Annotated in this window: 15 protein-coding genes; 3 read left to right on the top strand and 12 right to left on the bottom strand. The window is 58.4% G+C overall.

Going from position 1 to position 18,955, the window contains the following annotated elements:
• Positions 1 to 219: 219 nt before the first annotated feature.
• Positions 220 to 2,142, bottom strand: a complete 1,923-nt coding sequence (gene acs / locus B9H00_RS03235; protein WP_407656578.1) for an acetate--CoA ligase — start codon at positions 2,140 to 2,142, stop codon at positions 220 to 222.
• Positions 2,143 to 2,296: 154 nt separating this feature from the next.
• Positions 2,297 to 2,851, bottom strand: coding sequence for a SprT family zinc-dependent metalloprotease (locus B9H00_RS03240; RefSeq protein ID WP_086899455.1), 555 nt, complete (start codon positions 2,849 to 2,851; stop codon positions 2,297 to 2,299).
• Positions 2,852 to 2,928: 77 nt separating this feature from the next.
• Between B9H00_RS03240 and B9H00_RS03245 the strand changes: the two genes are divergently transcribed.
• Complete coding sequence (locus B9H00_RS03245; RefSeq protein WP_086899456.1) at positions 2,929 to 3,624, top strand: YecA/YgfB family protein; 696 nt, start codon at positions 2,929 to 2,931, stop codon at positions 3,622 to 3,624.
• A 21-nt stretch (positions 3,625 to 3,645) separates the two neighbouring features.
• On the opposite strand, the gene B9H00_RS03250 is transcribed toward B9H00_RS03245, so the two are convergent.
• Positions 3,646 to 4,773 (bottom strand): phospholipase D-like domain-containing protein, encoded by a 1,128-nt coding sequence (locus tag B9H00_RS03250; protein ID WP_086899457.1) that lies wholly within the window; start codon positions 4,771 to 4,773, stop codon positions 3,646 to 3,648.
• A 140-nt stretch (positions 4,774 to 4,913) separates the two neighbouring features.
• Here B9H00_RS03250 and plsB point away from each other — a divergent pair, with 140 nt between their 5' ends.
• Positions 4,914 to 7,391, top strand: coding sequence for a glycerol-3-phosphate 1-O-acyltransferase PlsB (gene plsB / locus B9H00_RS03255; RefSeq protein ID WP_086899458.1), 2,478 nt, complete (start codon positions 4,914 to 4,916; stop codon positions 7,389 to 7,391).
• Here the strand turns inward: plsB and B9H00_RS03260 are convergent.
• The 8 genes from B9H00_RS03260 to B9H00_RS03295 all read right to left on the bottom strand — a co-directional run bounded on the left by B9H00_RS03260 (position 7,383) and on the right by B9H00_RS03295 (position 17,265).
• Entirely contained in the window at positions 7,383 to 8,174 is a 792-nt protein-coding gene (locus B9H00_RS03260; protein WP_236944343.1) for a class I SAM-dependent methyltransferase, read from the bottom strand. The genes plsB and B9H00_RS03260 overlap by 9 nt on opposite strands.
• Entirely contained in the window at positions 8,171 to 8,968 is a 798-nt protein-coding gene (locus tag B9H00_RS03265) for an undecaprenyl-diphosphate phosphatase (protein ID WP_086899459.1), read from the bottom strand. The genes B9H00_RS03260 and B9H00_RS03265 overlap by 4 nt, the downstream gene beginning before the upstream one ends.
• Positions 8,969 to 8,979: 11 nt before the next feature.
• Positions 8,980 to 9,663, bottom strand: a complete 684-nt coding sequence (tsaB, locus tag B9H00_RS03270) for a tRNA (adenosine(37)-N6)-threonylcarbamoyltransferase complex dimerization subunit type 1 TsaB (RefSeq protein WP_086899460.1) — start codon at positions 9,661 to 9,663, stop codon at positions 8,980 to 8,982.
• 289 nt (positions 9,664 to 9,952) lie between these two features.
• Positions 9,953 to 10,609 (bottom strand): adenylate kinase, encoded by a 657-nt coding sequence (gene adk, locus B9H00_RS03275; protein ID WP_086899461.1) that lies wholly within the window; start codon positions 10,607 to 10,609, stop codon positions 9,953 to 9,955.
• A 215-nt stretch (positions 10,610 to 10,824) separates the two neighbouring features.
• The gene (gene aceF / locus B9H00_RS03280; RefSeq protein ID WP_086899462.1) at positions 10,825 to 12,993 is read right to left on the bottom strand and encodes a pyruvate dehydrogenase complex dihydrolipoyllysine-residue acetyltransferase; all 2,169 of its coding nucleotides are present in this window, start codon (positions 12,991 to 12,993) and stop codon (positions 10,825 to 10,827) included.
• Between the two features lie 83 nt (positions 12,994 to 13,076).
• Complete coding sequence (aceE, locus tag B9H00_RS03285) at positions 13,077 to 15,758, bottom strand: pyruvate dehydrogenase (acetyl-transferring), homodimeric type (RefSeq protein ID WP_086899463.1); 2,682 nt, start codon at positions 15,756 to 15,758, stop codon at positions 13,077 to 13,079.
• A gap of 433 nt (positions 15,759 to 16,191) precedes the next feature.
• On the bottom strand, positions 16,192 to 16,755 hold the full coding sequence (gene ampD, locus B9H00_RS03290; RefSeq protein WP_236944344.1) for a 1,6-anhydro-N-acetylmuramyl-L-alanine amidase AmpD: 564 nt from the start codon (positions 16,753 to 16,755) through the stop codon (positions 16,192 to 16,194).
• 9 nt (positions 16,756 to 16,764) lie between these two features.
• Complete coding sequence (locus B9H00_RS03295) at positions 16,765 to 17,265, bottom strand: hypothetical protein (protein WP_086899464.1); 501 nt, start codon at positions 17,263 to 17,265, stop codon at positions 16,765 to 16,767.
• A gap of 167 nt (positions 17,266 to 17,432) precedes the next feature.
• Here B9H00_RS03295 and tsaA point away from each other — a divergent pair, with 167 nt between their 5' ends.
• Complete coding sequence (gene tsaA / locus B9H00_RS03300; protein ID WP_086899465.1) at positions 17,433 to 18,179, top strand: tRNA (N6-threonylcarbamoyladenosine(37)-N6)-methyltransferase TrmO; 747 nt, start codon at positions 17,433 to 17,435, stop codon at positions 18,177 to 18,179.
• Positions 18,180 to 18,221: 42 nt separating this feature from the next.
• On the opposite strand, the gene purC is transcribed toward tsaA, so the two are convergent.
• The gene (gene purC, locus B9H00_RS03305; protein ID WP_086899466.1) at positions 18,222 to 18,947 is read right to left on the bottom strand and encodes a phosphoribosylaminoimidazolesuccinocarboxamide synthase; all 726 of its coding nucleotides are present in this window, start codon (positions 18,945 to 18,947) and stop codon (positions 18,222 to 18,224) included.
• Between the last annotated feature and the right edge of the window lie 8 nt (positions 18,948 to 18,955).

The raw sequence follows: 18,955 nt of genomic DNA on the forward strand, positions 1-18,955 counted from the left end.
GCCCAGACCCGGTCAAAACGCGGTCAGCCACGTCATCAGCAGTTCAAGGCCGAGCGTCATCATGCCATCTGCCGATCATGTAACCAGCAATCTCGGCATGTTACCCCATGATTTTTTTATTTCCAAAATAAAACGTTGGCACCAGTTTGCTGATGCCAACGTTCATTATGCGGCAATGTGACGCGCTTGTCGTGATCTAGAAGCAGATGAGCATATTCGTCAGTGGTTAACTCGCTCCTTGATCAGGGCTTCGACCACATCAGGATCGGACAGGGTGCTGATATCCCCCAGCCCATCGACTTCATTGGCGGCAATCTTGCGCAGGATGCGTCGCATGATCTTGCCCGAACGGGTCTTGGGTAGACCGGGCGCCCACTGGATGGCATCAAGCTTGGCAATGGCGCCGATATCACGGCGTACGACATCATTGAGCTCCCTGCTCAGGGCATCAGAAGCTTCAGCCCCCTGCATCAGGGTGATATAGGCATAGATCCCCTGGCCCTTCATATCATGGGGAAAGCCCACGACCGCTGCCTCGGCCACGGCCGGATGCGCCACCAGTGCCGATTCAATTTCTGCCGTACCCATGCGATGGCCGGAAACGTTGAGCACATCATCGATGCGGCCGGTAAGCCAGTAATCCCCATCTGCATCGCGATGCGCCCCATCGCCGGTAAAATAAGTACCGGGATGCATGCTGAAGTAGGTTTCCTCAAAACGCTCGTGATTGCCCCAGATGGTGCGCGCCTGGCCCGGCCAGCTTCCTTCAATGACAAGGCTGCCGTCGCCTTCTCCTTCGATACGGTTTCCTTCAGCATCCATCAGCGCCGGCTGAATGCCAAAGAAGGGTCGCATGGCTGCTCCAGGCTTGACGTTTTCGACATCCGTGAGCGGCGCCATCATGTGACCACCGGTTTCGGTCTGCCACCAGGTATCCATGATCGGACAGCGCCCATTGCCAATAATCTGGTGACTGAAATGCCACGCCTGTGGATTGATGGGCTCCCCTACCGTACCGATCAGACGCAGGGAATCGCGTCGACTGCTGTCCATGACATGATCACCATGCCCCATCATGGCGCGAATGGCCGTGGGAGAGGTATAGAAGATCGTAATGTTGTGTCGATCAATCACCTCGCCAACCCGGCCATAATCCGGATAGCTCGGTACCCCCTCGAACATGACCGTCGTAGCTCCATTGGCCAGCGGGCCGTATACCACATAGGAGTGACCGGTGACCCAGCCTACATCCGCAGCACACCAGTAAACGTCATCGTCACGCAGGCCAAAGATCTCCTGATGCGTCATGGACGCATAGAGCAGATAGCCTCCTGTCGTATGCATCAGCCCCTTGGGCGTGCCCGTCGACCCCGAGGTATAAAGAATGAACAGCGGATCTTCAGCGTTCATTGCCTCGGGAGCGCACTGATCCGACTGCTCCTGCATCATCGCGCAGGCATCGATATCACGTGCTTGCCAGTCAATCGGCGCGTCACCGCAAGGCACCACCAGTACATGCTCGACACATTCGGTGCCCTTGATGGCCAGTGCCTCGTCGACATTTTTCTTGAGCGGCACCTGCTTGCCGCCGCGTCGTGAAATATCGGCAGTAATCACCACCTGCGAGGCACAGTCCGAGATCCGCCCGGCCAACGCTTCCGGAGAAAAGCCGCCAAATACCACGGAGTGCACGGCCCCGATGCGAGCACACGCCAGCATGGCAATCGCGGCTTCAGGAATCATCGGCATGTACAGCGTTACGGTATCGCCACGCCCCACTCCGAGCGCCTTGAGCATGTTGGCAAACCGGCACGTTCCTTGATGCAGCTCGCGATAGGTCAGTACGCGCTGATGATCACAATTGTCCCCTTCCCAGAGGATGGCCGGCTTGTCGCCGCGGCTTTCGAGGTGGCGATCCAGACAGTTGACAGAAGCGTTGAGCACACCATCCTCGAACCATTTGATTCGGGAATGGTTGTCTCCGAAGTGACCGTTGAGAATATTTTCAGGCGTGCGCATCCAGTCAAGACGTTGCATCTCTTCACGCCAGAACGCTTCAGGAGATTCGATCGAATAATGATAGCGCTCGCGGTAGTCCTGCTCGCTGATCGGGCTACGCAGCTTTTGTGCGGCACCCGCCATGTCCCGGGCAGTATGGCTCATGTCGCATCTCCTTGATCTAATGGATCACGTAGACCCACCATGATGAATAGTGTGACCCTTAGATTAGCGTTATGCCGGGGCAGACTGACCATTAGACCATGGTCACTGTTCGACCATTCTCCCCGATGTCTGATCACCGTTCGTCGCGCGTCGTGTGCGCTTCGGCGCTCGCTTCAAGGCGCAACGTCTCACCACAGTGGCGGCAGCGATATCGACTGCCTCGACGCTCATTATTATGGCGTCGACGCGTAAAGTAGTGACGACGACAGCCACAGAGATAGGCATAAGGCGCGGGGCTGGCTTTTGAGGTATCAAACTGATGGGTGGTGCTGGGCGGGCGATCGAATATCTCGATCATGATCCGCTGCCACTGCACGCCGTGCGGGCGAACGCGTCCGGGATAGACATGATGGACAACCCAGTGGGCCATTTCGTGCGGCACGACCTCTGCCAGAAAGGCATCGGGCTGCTCGCTGTACAGCGTCATGTTAAAGCGCAACCCGCCACGCCCATAATGGGCCTGTCCGGCACTGCGCCCACGCAGGTCATACCAGACCCCTGGAGACGGCAGCGCCGGGTAGCGCTGGCGGGCTCTTTGGAGAGATCGCTCGACATGGGCCAAAAGCCGGGCCCGACTGGCATCCCCGATGGGAAACTCATCAATGTCGCTGGCTGGAAAATCGGTCATGGATGATAAACTGTCCGCTCTCAACCCGGCGGCCCGGCTGCCGTACAACGCGCCGCTTACTGTATGGATACTGCTCAATGAATGATATCACGGCCGATACGCCTCAACCGGTACCGCTGCTCGAGGATGACCGTCTGGATGCGCTGTTCGAGTTTCTCGACTCCGAGCGCGTCAGTGAGGAAGCGCTGGATCTGTTTGGCGCCCACGGCCTTTTGACGGCATTGGCCATTTCCACCGTGCCTCACGACCGCGATGAGCGCCATGCCCTGATTTTTGACACCACACCCGATTTTGAAAGCGACCAGCAACGCCAGGAAACGCTCGATGCGCTGGACGCCCTGATGGCCAATGCCGTCGAAGTCTTTGAAAACGGCAACATTCCGGATCTGCCCTTTGACCTCGAGTTCGAGAGCAGCGATGAAGATGATGATGAACATCCCGTGCGGCTCTGGTGCGCAGGCTTCATGGAGGGCGTCTTTCTGGACGAGGCCGCCTGGTTTGGCGCCCAGGAAGAGACAGCCGCCGAGCTGCTGCTGCCGTTCATGACCCTGTCAGGACTCTTCGACGAAGAAGACCCGGAACTGTCCGCCCTTGGCCAACAGCCAAAGGAAGCCACCCGACTGGCCGGTCAACTGGCCGAGCTGACACTGGATCTGTATCTGCTGCAACGCGCACCGGTCGAAAAGCCCGCTCCCAATGCTTCAAAAGGCAAGGGATCAAAAGGCAAGTCCGGCGGCAAGGGAAAATCCAGAGGCCCAGGCAAGCGTCAGTAATGCAGCTATCAAACGCTGTGCTCAGCGCAGCCTAGTAATCAGCGCGTCCATCACACCGTAGCCCCATTCACGCAACCGTTGGCGTCGCGACCGCGATGACCAGCGGTCTGCGCTGATCTCGTTGCACTGGGTAAAGCAGTGTTCAAACAACTCACCCAGCTCGGCCGCAAACTCCGGATCATCAATTTCCTGATTGGCTTCCAGATTCCATTGCAGACTCCAGTGGTCGAAGTTGCATGAGCCAATGGTGGCCCAGCCATCACACAGGCTGAACTTGGCATGAATAAAGCGCGGCTGAAACTCGAAAATGCGCACGCCAGAGCGTAAGAGCCGGGTGAAAAATCGCTGCCCCGCGTATCGTACGCTGGGATGGTCATGATCGCGCGCCGCCAGCAGTAATCTGACATCCACACCTCGACGCGCTGCCCGACGCAGCTGTCTTCTTAACGTGCGCGTGGGTACGAAATAGGGCGTGCAGATCCAGATACGCTCATGGGCCGAACCTACCTGATGCTGTAACGAGCGGCGTATGGCCTGATAGTGATACCCCTGTCCCCAGACCACGCGTCCGACCATATGACCTTCACAGCGCATCGGGTGCGGCGCAATGGCGGGCTTACGATCCCTGTGCCGGGCACCGGTCACAAAGTCCTGCGTCTTGCGTGAGCGCCACACGCGATTAAACAGCTCGATCCAGTCATCGACACACGGGCCGGTAATGCGAATGGCCACCTCAAACCACGACCGAAGAAACTGATCATTCACACCGAACCCGCCCGTAAAGGCAGTATGTCCGTCGATGACAATCAGCTTTCGATGATCTCTGGAGATGAAACGCCCCAGATGTATCAGTGAAAGGACATTGAATTCACGCAGGGAGATGTTGGCATCCACCAGACGTTGCTTGCTTTCATCAGCGAGTGACCAGGACCCGCAGGCGTCGATCAGCAAACGAACGTCAACACCCCGTGATGCCGCCTGAATCAATGCTTCAAAGAATTGCTCTCCCATCTCGCCATCTTCAACGATATAGAGCTCGATCAGAACCGAGGCTCTGGCGTGGTCGATGGCTTCGAGCAGCGCTGGCACAAAGCGGTCTGCCGTCGGCAACAGGGAAAAATGATTGCCGTCATGCCACTGCTCTCTCATGGTATCTCTCCCTGCTCTGGCCTCTGGGCCATGTCGATTCCACCAGCGCTATACTATAGTGCCCTGTCATCGGATCGGTGCAGATCCCCCTGTCAGGTCACCCGACCTCCCACACTCCCGATTCAGCGAGCAAACCGGCCATGTCTGAAACGTCTATACAGGGATTCTGGCAGCGCCTGGGATGCCGAGCGCTCGGTGCCTGGCTGCGTTTTCGCAGCATCGACCCCGAAAACCCCGGAGCGCTTGTCACCGGACATGACCGACCCATTATCTACATACTACCGGTGTCGGCCCTGTCCGATCGCCTGGCATTGTCGATTTTCTGTCAACGCCTTGATCTACCCTCCCCCGACGGCGACATCTGTTTGGCTCATGGGCGGCGATTCCCGGCGCGCATGGCGTTGTTTGATGCCACGCACTACCGCCGTCATCGCGGTCATGTCGATCGCTCCACATCGCTGGATCACTTGATTACCGCACTGGAGGAATACCCCGACAGTGACGTCGACCTGGTGCCGGTCACGCTGTTCTGGGGGCGCGCCCCGCAGCGTGAACGTGTGGGCCTGCGCCATCTGCTGACCGCCGATGGCTGGTCACTGGTAGGCCGCCTGCAGCGACTGGCAGGCGTGATCATGAACGGCCGCTCGCTCGAAATTCGTCTGGGAGAACCGGTATCGCTGCGCACGCTGATGGCACACGGTGACGTTGATGAGCAGTTCAACCGTATCCGCATTACCCGCTTTCTGCGGCGCTACTTCCGACGCGTTCGACTGCAGGCCATCGGGCCCGATCTGTCACATCGCCGCACGCTGATCCGCCGCGTATTGCGCCAACCCGCCGTTCGGGCCGCCGCGCACGATAATGCGCTGGAGCTTGGCGAACGTGACGAACGCGCCCTGCAGCGGGCCGAGCGCTATGGCTTTGAGATCGCCGCCAACATGTCCGCTCCGGTACTGCGCTTTCTTTATCAGGTGCTGGGGCGGCTGTGGAATCGCCTCTACGATGGCGTCGATGTGCACGGCATCGAAGACGTCGAGGCACTGGCAGGCACCCATGAACTGGTCTATGTCCCCTGTCACCGTAGTCACATCGACTATCTGCTGCTCTCCTATGTGCTCTACCAGGAGGGGCTGATGCCACCGCATATTGCCGCCGGGCGCAATCTCGACATGCCTCTGATCGGCCCGTTGCTGCGACGCGCCGGTGCCTTTTTCATGCGACGCAGTTTCAAGGGCAATCGGCTCTATGCCGCGGTGTTCAACGAATACCTGCACCAGCTGCTGTCACAGGGCCATCCGGTTGAATACTTTATCGAGGGTGGGCGCTCGCGTACCGGCCGCATGCTCTCCCCCAAACCCGGCATGCTGTCGATGACACTACGCTCCCATGCCCGGGCACCAAGCCGCGAGATGGCCTTTGTGCCGATCTATATCGGCTATGAAAAGGTGCTTGAATCCAACGCCTACATCCGCGAGTTGCGCACGGGCAAAAAGCGCAAGGAGACCCCACTGGGGCTGCTGCGCGTGCTGCGACATCTGCGACAGCCCTTCGGGCGCGTTCAGGTCAGCGTCGGTGAGCCACTGGTGCTGGGCAGCTATCTGGATCAGCGCTTTCCTGACTGGCGTTCGCAGGAAGCCGGGAGCGAAGCCGACTGGCTGCGCGAAGCGGTGCCGGATCTGAGTCTCGAAATCGCCACCCGCATCAATCACGCCGCCGCCCTGACGCCCATTTCCATGGTCGCCCTGACGATTCTGGCCACGCCTCATCGCACCATCGAAATTGATCTGCTGATGCGTCAGCTCAAGACACTTTACGCATTACAGGCGCAGCTGCCGGGCGGCAAGCGCGTTCGACTACCCGAACAGGGACCACCGGAATGGCTGGCGCGCAGTGAATATCTGGGAATGGTCAGCCGTATCGAGCATTCGCTGGGCGATCTGATCACGGTCAGCGACGAGCGCGCGCCACTGCTGACGTGGTATCGCAACAACGTCCTGCATCTCTTTGCCCTTCACGCGCTGGTTGCCTTTGCCTTTCGCAACAACGCGCGTCTTGATTTCACAACGCTTGAGCGCCTGCTATCGCCCATCTGGCCGGCGCTTCAGCAGGAGTTCTTCATCGAGGCGGATGACAAGGATTTCGCCGAACATCTGCATGGCGTGCTGGACGTGTTCGTAGCGCTGGGGCTTTTAAAAGGCAATGGAGACACCTGGCAGCGCCCCGAGACAGGCGATGAAGCACGTGAGCGGCTTTATCTGCTCGGACGAGCCATTCAGCCCACGCTCGAGCGGGGCTTCATTCTATTTTCAACGTTGATGCACTACCCCAACGGCACCATCAGTCGGGAAATGCTGGAGGCGCAGAGTCAGCTGCTGGCAGAGCGGCTGACGAGACTGCAGGGGCTCAACGCACCGGAATTCTTTGATCGACGCCTGTTTGCGGGGCTGCTCGACAGCCTGGAGCGCGATGGCTGGCTCTGGCAGTCACAGGAGAAGCTCAATTTCGATGCGCGACTGCCCGAAGCACTGATGAAAAGCCGCACCCTGTTTGACCCGGCCCTGCGCCACCGCCTGACCGAGCTGACGGCAGGACGTCCGCACACCGAAGCTTCAGCGTGAAGGCTTCAGGGAGCGATGGACATAAAGGTCATAGCGGCTGTTTTTGGAGACGATTTCGTGGCTGGGTGACGGCCCTTCAATAGGCGGTGCCCCCTTGGGCCTTTTAACCACGACCCGGTGGGTCGCCAGATCGAGCGCCTGAGCCAGCAACTGCGGCGCATCCATATCATCCCCGACCAGACGACGAAAAAGGCGCATCTCCTTTTTTACCAGCGCCGACTTGTCCTGATGCGGGTACATGGGATCAAGATGAATGACCTGAGGCGCAACGCTTGAGGCCGCTACCAGCGCTGACAGCGTTTGACTGCTGTCGCCCTCCACGAAAAAAAGCCGCTGGGTCAGCGTTTTTAAATCTTCCTGCCTGCGCGCCCGCTCTAAAGCATCAAACAGCAGCGCCGCCACCACGGGATGGCGCTCGATCATCAGGACACGTGATCCCAGCGAGGCCAGTACCGCGCTATCGCGTCCAAGCCCCGCCGTAGCATCAATGATATCTGGTGATACGCCCTGTTTCAGACCGCAGGCGCGGGCAATCAATTGCCCACGCCCGCCACCGAACTGACGGCGGTGAGCCACACCACCGCCCACCAGGTCCGCCTGAATCGGCGCACCGAACTGGCGTTTGTCACCGCCCAGCACCAGCCCCTGCTCGCCGTAATGCAGCCATAGATCATCACTGTCCGGCGTCGATGCCAGAGTCAGCCCCAGCCGGTGTGCCAGGGCATGGCTTTGCGCATCATCGCCCAGCATCACAGGACTGGTCAGGGCGTCAGGTGATGTCATGCCAGAAAGAGAAACAGGAACACGCCCAGAATCATGCGGTAGATCACAAAGGGCAGCATGCCGATGCGGTCCAGCGCGGCCAGAAAGAGCTTGATACAGGCCAGTGCCGACAAAAAGGAGAGCACAACGCCCCCGAGAATGGGCAGCCAGTGGGCATCCGCACCGGTCTCGGCAAGCTCGATCCCCTTGAAAAGGCCTGCCGCCAGAATCAGCGGAATCGACATCAGAAACGAAAAGCGCGCCGCCGTCTGACGGGTATAGCCCAGAAGCAGTGCTGCCGTGATGGTAATCCCTGAGCGCGAAGTACCGGGAATCAGCGCCAGCGCCTGGGCAAAGCCGATCAACACCGCATTTTTCAGCGTCATCTGGGACATGACGAGCTTGCGGATGCCCTTGACGTCTGCCCACCACAGCAGCAGACCAAAAACGATGGTGGTGGTGGCAATTACAAGCCCTGACCGGGCATAGGTGCTGATCAGATCATCGGCCAGAAACCCCAGAATGCCGGCCGGCAGGGTAGCCGCAATCACGGCCCAGCCAATGCGGGCTTCCTCGCTCGGGCGGCGCTTGAACACATGCGCAAACCAGCCACCCAGAATGGCAACGACGTCCTTGCGAAAGGCCATCAATACGGCCAGAAGCGTGCCTACATGGACGGCAACATCAAATGCTAGCCCCTGGTCGGGCCAGCCAAACAGCTGTGATGGCAGAATCAGATGCGCCGATGACGACACAGGCAGAAATTCGGAGATGCCCTGAATCAGGGAAAGCACCACCACATGTAACCAATCCATAAAGAGCATCCTTAATGCTTGCTTGAAACAACCTGATCACGCAGATAAATGGGAAGGGCCTCTTCAGGGCTGGTGATCAGTCCCGAGGCAAAATCCATGGCGGCCAGCTGCGCAATGTCACAGGCTTCGGGCTCGCGGGACTCGACAGTGGTCCCGATGCACTCCCGAATGTCGAGCGACAATCTGTCCATGAGGGTGACACCGCTGCCGATCATGGTGATGGACCCGGGCGTACACGAAGGCAACACAAGGGCATCAGGCGCCATGACGCTATCCACCATGACGGCTTTCAGTCGTTCCTGTTCGACCTGATAAAGTGCGACGTACAGCTCTCCCAGACGCGCATCCAGGGCCGGCATGACAAGCCTTGCGCCATCACGCTGCCAGGCGCTCTGGGCCAGCGCCCTGAGCGTCGAAACGCCCAATAGCGGACACCCCAGACCATAGGCGATGCCCTGCGCCACACCGGCCGCAATACGAATGCCGGTAAACGATCCCGGTCCGTGACCATAGGCAATCGCGTCCAGTGAGGTACGGGCAATACCGGCCTCATCGAGAAGGGCATCAATCATGGGCATGAGACGACGGGTATGGCCACGAGGGGCATGCTCCACCCTGCTGATCACATGACCGTCCATCCAGAGGGCTACGGAGCAGGCAGAAGAGGAAGCATCAAGGGCCAGCAGGCTAGTCATGGGCTCGCTACGTCAGAGTCGAAAATGAGGCGGCATTATACGTAGGTATTGCAACGCTCGTCCAAAACGCTTTCGAGACTGCGCTTCAAAGGACACACCTGCCGCTGCACAGTGGTACGAGCCATGGAAGCTGCGCATCATGGCACTGCTGTAAAAGAGACACTATGCTCGCCTGGGTATTCGATGGAAACTTCGGAAAAAACGCGTCACTGCACATTTAAAAAAAAGAAAAAACCGCACACCCGAAAGGCATGCGGTCTTTTTTGAAAAACGCTTTCGCGATCATCGATCAGGAAGAAAGTGCCTCGATTACCTGGGCTCGAATATCTTCAACACTTCCCACGCCCTCGATACGATGGAAGGCCGGTGCCTGCTCGGGTGCCTGCTCCTGCCACTGCTGATAATACGCAATCAGGGGCTCGGTCTGGTCGTGATAAACCTCCAGACGATGACGCACGGTCTCTTCGCGGTCATCTTCACGCTGGATCAGAGGCTCACCGGTTTCATTATCAATATCGGCCTGTAGCGGCGGCTGGTTATCGACATGATAGACACGTCCCGACCCGGGATGGACACGACGTCCGGAAAGACGGTTGATGATTTCTTCATCGGCCACATGAATTTCAAGGACGTGGTCCAAATCGATCCCGGCTTCCTTCAGAGCGTCCGCCTGTACGATCGTGCGAGGGAAGCCATCAAAGAGAAATCCGTTGGCACAGTCGGGTTGGGCAATACGCTCCCTGACCAGTTCGATGATCAGATCATCGGAGACGAGCTGGCCGGCAGACATGATTTCCTTGACCCTCAGGCCCAGCTCATTGCCTTCCTTGACGGCCGCCCGCAGCATATCGCCGGTCGAAATCTGGACGATATCGAAGCGTTCGCAGATGAATCGGGCCTGCGTCCCCTTACCCGCACCAGGGGCTCCCAACAGGATCAAACGCATGAAAAACCGCTCCTCAATAAATGACTCATGATCCGGGCCCGCCTCAGTAGATCATCACTACAGGGAGGCCATCTGAAAATAAAACGCAACAATAACGACAGGCGACCTGCAGGCACAAGTGAAGTCGACGGCTCTGCGACATATTGACGAGCCTCGCCCACAGCGCACCGACAAAAAGGGCGGCCATTCAGGCCGCCCTCTGGCACTTCCTGGCGTTACATGGTCAATCGACGAATGTCCGTCAGGATCGAGGCCAGGTACGCCGTAAAGCGTGCCGCATCGGCCCCGTTGACAGCACGGTGGTCATAGGACAGCGACAGCGGACACATCAGTCGCGGCTTGAACTCGCTGCCATTCCATACCGGCTTCATCTGCGACTTCGACACGCCCAGAATGGCCACTTCAGGCGCATTGACGATGGGCGTGAACGCCGTACCGCCAATCGAACCCAGACTTGAGATGGTAAAGCAGCCGCCCTGCATCTCGTCGCGCTTGAGCTTGCCTTCCTGAGCCCGGCCGGCAAGATCGATCACTTCCTTGGCCAGCTCGACAATGCCCTTTTGATCCACATTGCGGATCACCGGCACCATCAGGCCGTTGGGCGTATCGACTGCCACGCCGATGTGGAAGTACTTCTTCTGGATAAGCTTGTCGCCATCCGGATGCAGCGAGACGTTGAACTGCGGATACTTCGCCAGCGCGTGCGCGGCCGCCTTGATCATGAACGGCAGCGGCGTCAGTTTCGCGCCCTGCTGTGCGGCCTCGTCCTTCATCGCCTTGCGGAAAGCTTCAAGTTCGGTGATGTCGGCCTCATCGAACTGGGTCACATGCGGCACGTTGAGCCAGCTGCGATGCAGATTGGTCGCACCCGCCTTCATCAGACGACCCATCGGCTTTTCTTCGATCTCGCCAAACTGGCTGAAATCGACCGCCGGGATCGGCGGGATGCCAGCTCCGCCCTGAGCCTGCGCGGACGGCTGTGCCGAAGCACTACCACCCTTTTTGCGATCGCTCATGACCTGCTTGACGAAGGCGTCCACGTCTTCTTTCAGCACGCGCCCCTTCGGACCGCTGGCCTTGACCTCGGCAAGCTCCACACCCAGCTCACGCGCCATCAGGCGCACGGCGGGCCCGGCATGAACGCTGCTGCCGGCGGTGCTTTCGCCCTGATTGCGACGGGCTTCGGGGCCGGGTTCACCGCCGTAGCTACCCTCGTCCTTCTTCGACTTGCTGCCAGGCTCATCCTGCTTGCCGCTCTCTTTTTTCGAGCTGCTGGATTTGCCCTTTGAATCGGATGATTTTTTGGCCGAATCGTCGGACTTTTTCTTCGAATTCGACTTGTCACCGGAAGACGTTTTGGACGCGCTCTTCGGCTTGCTGCCGGCCACTTCGATATAGCCGATCAAATCGCCTTCGGAGACGGTATCACCTTCCTTGACGCTGACTTCCACCACCTTGCCCTTGAAGGGGCTGGGGATGTCCATGGAAGCCTTGTCGGACTCCAGCGTGATCAGTGCATCTTCCTCACCGATCTCATCGCCTTCGCTGATCGAGACTTCGATGATTTCGACATTGTCGCTGCCGCCGATATCGGGAACGCGCAGCTCCTGACGACCGCCTTCGCTATCGTCGTCTTCGGCGTCATCGCTATCCTCGGTGACATCGGCGTCTTCTTCATGGTCTGCACCATCGTCGCCGTCGTCATCGGAGGTGTCTTCATCGGTATCGTCGTCGCCGTCACCAGCGATTTCCATGGTGCCGATCAGATCACCTTCGGAGACGGTGTCGCCTTCCTTGAGCTCAAGCGACACCAGCTTGCCGCTGTAGGGACTGGGCACATCCATCGAAGCCTTATCGGACTCAAGGGTAATCAACGCGTCTTCCTCGCTGATGTCATCCCCCTCGCTGACCGCAATCTCAATGATTTCGACGTTTTCGCTACCACCGATGTCCGGAACCCGAACTTCTACCGTGCGCTTGCCACCCTTGCCGGAGGACTTCTTCGACGTCTTGTCCTTTTCGACATCGGATTCGTCGGCTTCTGCCTCCTCCTCGAGGTGTTCGGCTTCGCGGCTGTCCTTGACCGATGACTGTTCGTCATCACTCTTGTCTGCCTCGCCGTCGCCCTCATCAGCGTCGCCGCCACCCTCGGCTTCAAGCTCGAGAATGTCGTCGCCTTCAGACACCTTGTCCCCTTCGCTGACCAGTACCTTCCTGACCTTGCCAGCCTTCGGTGCGGGGATATCCATGCTGGCCTTGTCGGACTCCAGCACGATCATGGTGTCTTCGGCTTCGATCGTATCGCCGGCCTGGACGGAGATCTCGATGATCTCGACGCCCTCGCTGCCCCCGATGTCGGGTACCTTAATAATTTCGCTACTCAAGGTCGCGCTCCTTATCACCTGGCCGTTGCCATGACCGGGTGAGCCTGTCGCTCACCCGGCGGCACTTTTGTGAGACAGGCGCCTCAGCTCACCAGCGGATTGGGTTTGCTGGGGTCGATGTCGTATTTTTTCATCGCGTCACTGACAGTCTTGGCATCGATCTCGCCACGATTGGCCAGCGCACGCAGCGCCAGTACGGTGACAAAGTAGCGGTCGACTTCAAAGAAACGACGCAGATGTTCACGCGTGTCCGAGCGGCCGAAACCATCGGTGCCCAGAACGTGTAAGTCAGACGGCACCCACGCACGCACCTGATCAGCATAGAGCTTCATGTAGTCCGTGGAAGCAATGACCGGTCCTTCACGACCTTCCAGGCAGCTCGTGACCCACGGCTTTTGCTGCTCGCCTTCAGGGTTGAGGAACTGCTGACGATCATACTCGAGCGCTTCACGACGCAGCTCGTTGAAGCTGGTCACGCTCCAGACATCGGCAGTCACGTTGAAGTCATCGCGCAGCAGTTCGGCAGCCGCTTCTACTTCACGCAGGATGGTGCCGCTGCCCAGCAGCTGAACACGCGGCTGCTTCTTGTCGCTCTTGCCTTCCTGAAGCAGGTACATGCCACGAATAATGCCTTCCTCGCTGCCTTCCGGCATTTCGGGATGGACATAGTTTTCGTTCATGACCGTCAGGTAGTAGAAGCAGCTTTCACGGTCCTGATACATGCGCTTGAGACCGTCCTGCATGATGACCGCAAGTTCATGGCCATAGCAGGGATCATAGGAGCGGCAGTTGGGGACCGTGGACATCAGGATATGGCTGTGGCCATCCTGGTGCTGCAGACCTTCACCGTTGATGGTGGTACGTCCGGCAGTACCGCCGACCATGAAGCCACGTGCCTGCAGGTCGCCCGCTGCCCATACCAGATCACCGACGCGCTGATAGCCAAACATCGAGTAATAGATGTAAAACGGCAGCAGCGGCACGTGATGGTTGGCATAGGAAGTTGCCGCGGCGATCCAGGCCGCCATCGAGCCTGCTTCGTTGATGCCTTCCTCGAGAATCTGACCCTTCTGGTCCTCGCGGTAATACATGATCTGGCCGGTATCCATCGGCTCGTACTTCTGACCTTCTGCCGCGTAGATACCAATCTGGCGGAACATGCCTTCCATGCCGAAGGTACGCGCTTCATCGGGAATGATGGGCACGACCTGCTGGCCGAACTGCTTGTTTTTCACCAGGCCGTTGAGCACACGCACAAACGACATGGTGGTGGAGACTTCACGATCGCCCGATCCCTTGGTCTGGGAGGCAAACATCTTGTCATCCAGGCCCGGAATCTCGATGGGCTCGAAATCATTCCTGCGCGCCGGCAGATAGCCGCCCAGCTGCTTGCGCCGTTGATGCAGATAGCGCATCTCCGGGCTGTCGTCGTCAGGCTTGTAGTAGGGCATGCCCTCTTCAAGCTGCTTGTCGGAGACCGGGATGCCGAAACGATCACGCATGACCTTCAGGGCATCGGTTTCCATCGACTTGATCTGGTGGGCTTCCATGTCGGCTTCGCCGCTGCCACCGCCCATGCCGTAGCCCTTGACGGTATGCGCAAGGACGACAGTCGGACGGTCGCCGGCATTGTTGACGGCTTCATGGTAGGCCGCATACATCTTCTGCGGATCATGGCCACCGCGATTGAGGCGATAGATGTCCTCATCGGAGTAGTCCTTGACCATTTCGGCAGTCTCCGGGTACTTGCCGAAGAAGTTTTCGCGGGTATAGGCACCACCGCGCGCCTTGAAGTTCTGGTACTCGCCGTCGACGGCTTCATCCATGCGCTTTTGCATGATCCCCTTGCTGTCCTGTTCGAACAGCGGGTCCCACAAACCGCCCCAGACGACCTTGATGACGTTCCAGCCGGCACCACGGAACATGCCTTCCAGCTCGTCCATGATACGGCCGTTACCACGTACCGGACCGTCCAGACGCTGCAGGTTGCAGTTGATGACAAAGATCAGGTTGTTGAGCTTTTCACGGCTGGCCAGGTGCAGCGCGCCGAGAGACTCCGGCTCGTCACATTCACCATCGCCCAGGAAGGCCCAGACCTTGCGATCACCCATATCGGCAAGACCACGCGCATTCATGTACTTCATGACGTGCGCCTGATAGATGGCCTGAAGCGGCCCCAGACCCATCGATACGGTCGGGAACTGCCAGTAATCCGGCATCAGATACGGGTGAGGATAGGAAGACAGACCTTCAGTCAGCGCTTCCTGACGGAAGGTGTCGAGCTGCTCTTCGGTCAGACGCCCTTCGAGAAAGGAGCGGGCATAGATACCGGGGGTCACGTGGCCCTGTATGTAGACCAGATCACCCTTTTGCTCATCGCTGTCAGCACGGAAGAAGTGGTTGAAGCCCACTTCATAGAGCACGGAACAGGACATGTAGCTGGCCAGATGGCCCCCTACTCCCTTGTTCTTTTTATTGGCGCGAATGACCTGCGCCACACTGTTCCAGCGAATCGCGGAGCGGATCTTGCGCTCCATGAACATGTCACCGGGCAGCCTGGCTTCACGATGAACAGGAATGGTATTGCGATGAGGCGTGTTCACGGAGAACGGCGGCAGCTTGCCATCACGGCGCAAGCGATCAGCCAGACGGCTCAGAATATACTGAGCACGCTCCTCACCTTCACGATCCACTACCGATGTCAGGGCTTCCAACCACTCCCTTGTCTCGATCGGATCGTGATCTTCTCTTGCCTCCAGACTCATAGACGTCTCTCCGAATGAAGATAAGTTGTCAGCGGGCCCTTTTGGAGCCTCTGGCGCTTTCAAGGCGGGACAGGCACCCGATAGTTACAGGGGCCATGGTTTCCGGATACGTCATACGATGGCATCGGACGTGCAGTACTGGTGCGGATAGCCATAAAGGCACTGCAACGGATTCCGACCCGTTAGCCATCAACGAAACAGGCAACACTCGAACATGGGCGCTCTGATTGGACGACGAAGATACCGTAAACATGAAGTCATGCCAATTCGCGTCTCCAGGCGCTGCATGTGTGGCCATCACCAAACAGGCTGACTCGCGACGGCCGATGCGGCGACATGCCCACTGAACACAACGAGCTGATACCGGACATTGTGCCAGAATAGTCACGTCATACCGCATGAGCCAGCACCGGACGAGACCAGCTCGTGCCCTTTAGCCGGCCATGAGCCGGGCGAGGTACTGATGGTCAAAACTCGGCCCAGGGTCGGTCTTTCGAAGCGGGGCGATCTGCTCGTGGGTCACCCACTTGCGAGCCTCAATATGGGGATAGCGATGCTCGAGTGCCAACAGTACTTGCGCAAGGCGCTCGTACTGAGCATGAGTAAAGGGACGCGCATCACCTTCAAGCTCGATACCGACACTGAAGTCGTTAAGTGCCTGTCGGCTCTGCCAGCGGGAGCGGCCGGCATGCCAGGCCCTTCGGTCAAAGGGGACAAACTGCACACAGCCTCCATCGCGACGAATCAGCAGATGCGCCGACACACGAAGCCCTCGAATCGACTGAAAAAAGGGGTGAGCATCCCAATCCAGCTGATTGGTAAAAAGTGCCTCGATGTCATCACCGCCAAACGCCCCCGGCGGTAGACTGATCGAATGCAGCACCACCAGCGATATCTCTCCTTCGGGGCGCGCATCCGCATTGGGCGACTCAACCTGTCGAGCGCAGGAAAGGCAGTGATCAACCATCATGCTATCTGGCGTTATATCAGTGCTCATGACGTCAAATCACCGGGAACCCTGTGGAGAGGCATCAAGCGTGCGTGAGGCATCACATCGGGCATGAAAGCCCTGAATAAACGCCTCTCTATCACCTTTCGACAAAAGTCCGATCGGCACAATCCGTGCTCGACGCTCCTGACGAACATGCAGGATGATGCCGCTGCTGCGTACCTTGTCGACCTGAGTAATATCGCGAAAATCGATCGAGATCATACGGGGTTTCCAGGCCGCGCCGCCAATATAGCTAAAGCGCTGCGCCTCCAGCCTGAGTACCGGCGACAAACGCCTGCGTACGGCCAGATTGTTGCCAACCAGAAGCCCCCAGGCAATCAAGGCGACCCCAATGGGGCCTACCGGCCACAGACGCTCCGTCTGCCAGGCATGTACCAGCAATGTAATACCGCCCGCCACCGAAAAGGCAAAGGCCACGCCCAATAGCGTGGTATTGATCTTTTTCTCGGTAAAAAGCATCGGCGTGCTGCCAGCCGCGCCGTGGTGATCCGTCATGATGTTTTATCCTTGCCTCGATACCTGCACGTGCCTTTCAGGCGCATGATGCCACCCGCGTTGGACATCGGGATGGCGACTTTTATCCCGACCCTCGCGAAGCTCTCTCCTGCTGCTGCCCGTGATGTCAGGATGTCGCTGGCGCGTCCGAATGGCATAATCGATTCATGACAACACATGACACGCTCTCTTCCACCAGCGCCTCGATGACGCTCGACATCATTGGCACCATCGAAAGCTGCTATCCTGACAAGTTCGGAATTCCGCGCCAACCGGGACTGGCACCAAGTGCCACGGCCCTTCTGCGCTTCAACGCGCCATTTGATCATCCGGACTGCGTGCGCGGACTGGAACAGTTCAGTCACCTCTGGATCAGTTTTCTCTTTCACCAGAGCCCCGAGCGCTGGACGCCATTGATTCGTCCGCCGCGACTGGGCGGCAATGCCCGCGTTGGTGTGTTCGCCTCACGTTCGACTCACCGACCCAACCGGCTGGGCCTGTCGCTGGTGGAACTGGTGGGCATTGAATATACCCCTTCATTGACACTCATACTGCGGGGGCATGATCTGGTAGATGCCACACCGGTGGTCGATATCAAACCCTATCTACCCTGGGCCGACAGCGCAGACAATGTCCGGGCAGGCTTTGCGCCTGCACCGCCGTCATCTTTAAGGGTCGAACTCAGCCATGAATGCCGGCAAACACTCAACGAGAGAGCCGATGGAGAACATCTTGCCACTCTGATAGGTGAAGTGCTGGCGCAGGACCCACGCCCGGCCTATCGCCGGAACAAGCACGATGACCGCTGCTATGGCGTTCGCCTTTTTGATCTGGACGTGCGCTTTCATGTCGACACGAGCAGCCATAACCATGAAAGCATTATCGTGGTCGACAGACTGGTTCAAATGACCTGACAGGACGGCGGCAGCACACGCCGCCGCCTGTCCGGACATTGATCAGTCGATGGTCTGATCGAAGTCGATGCCGATACGGCGTCCGACCTCTTCATAGGCTTCGATCACGCCGCCCAGCCCTTGACGGAACCGGTCCTTGTCCATTTTTTCGCGGGTAGTGGCATCCCATAGACGGCAACCATCAGGCGAAAACTCGTCACCCAGAGTGACCTCGCCGTGGAACAGACCGAACTCGAGCTTGTAATCCACCAACAGCAGATTGCCGTCGAGAAAGAGCTTTTGCAGGATGTCGTTGATCTGGAAGGTCAGCTCGCGAGCACGTACCAGATGCTCTCGACGGGCCCAGCCAAAGGTTTCGGCCAGCGATTCGTTGATCATCGGATCGCCCTTCTCATCATTTTTGAGAAAGAGCTCAAAGGTCGGCGGCGTCAGCGCAATCCCTTCTTCCACACCCAGACGACGACACAGTCCGCCGGCGGCGATGTTTCGCACCACACACTCCACCGGCATCATGGTCAGGCGCTTGACTTCACACTCGGTATTCGAGCGCAGCCGTTCAAAGTGCACCGGAATGCCCGCTTCCTTCAGGGCGTTCATGATGAACGCGTTGAAGCGGTTATTGACGCGCCCCTTGCGCTCGAGCTGCTCGACCTTCTTGCCGTCAAAGGCACTGGTGTCGTCACGAAACTCGAGAATCAGGCGGTCCGGATCATCGGTTTCAAAAACGGACTTGGCCTTGCCCGCATAAAGTTCCTGGCGTTTTTCCACGAAAGTCT

Source organism: Kushneria marisflavi (assembly GCF_002157205.1).
Taxonomy (GTDB): Bacteria; Pseudomonadota; Gammaproteobacteria; order Pseudomonadales; family Halomonadaceae; genus Kushneria; species Kushneria marisflavi.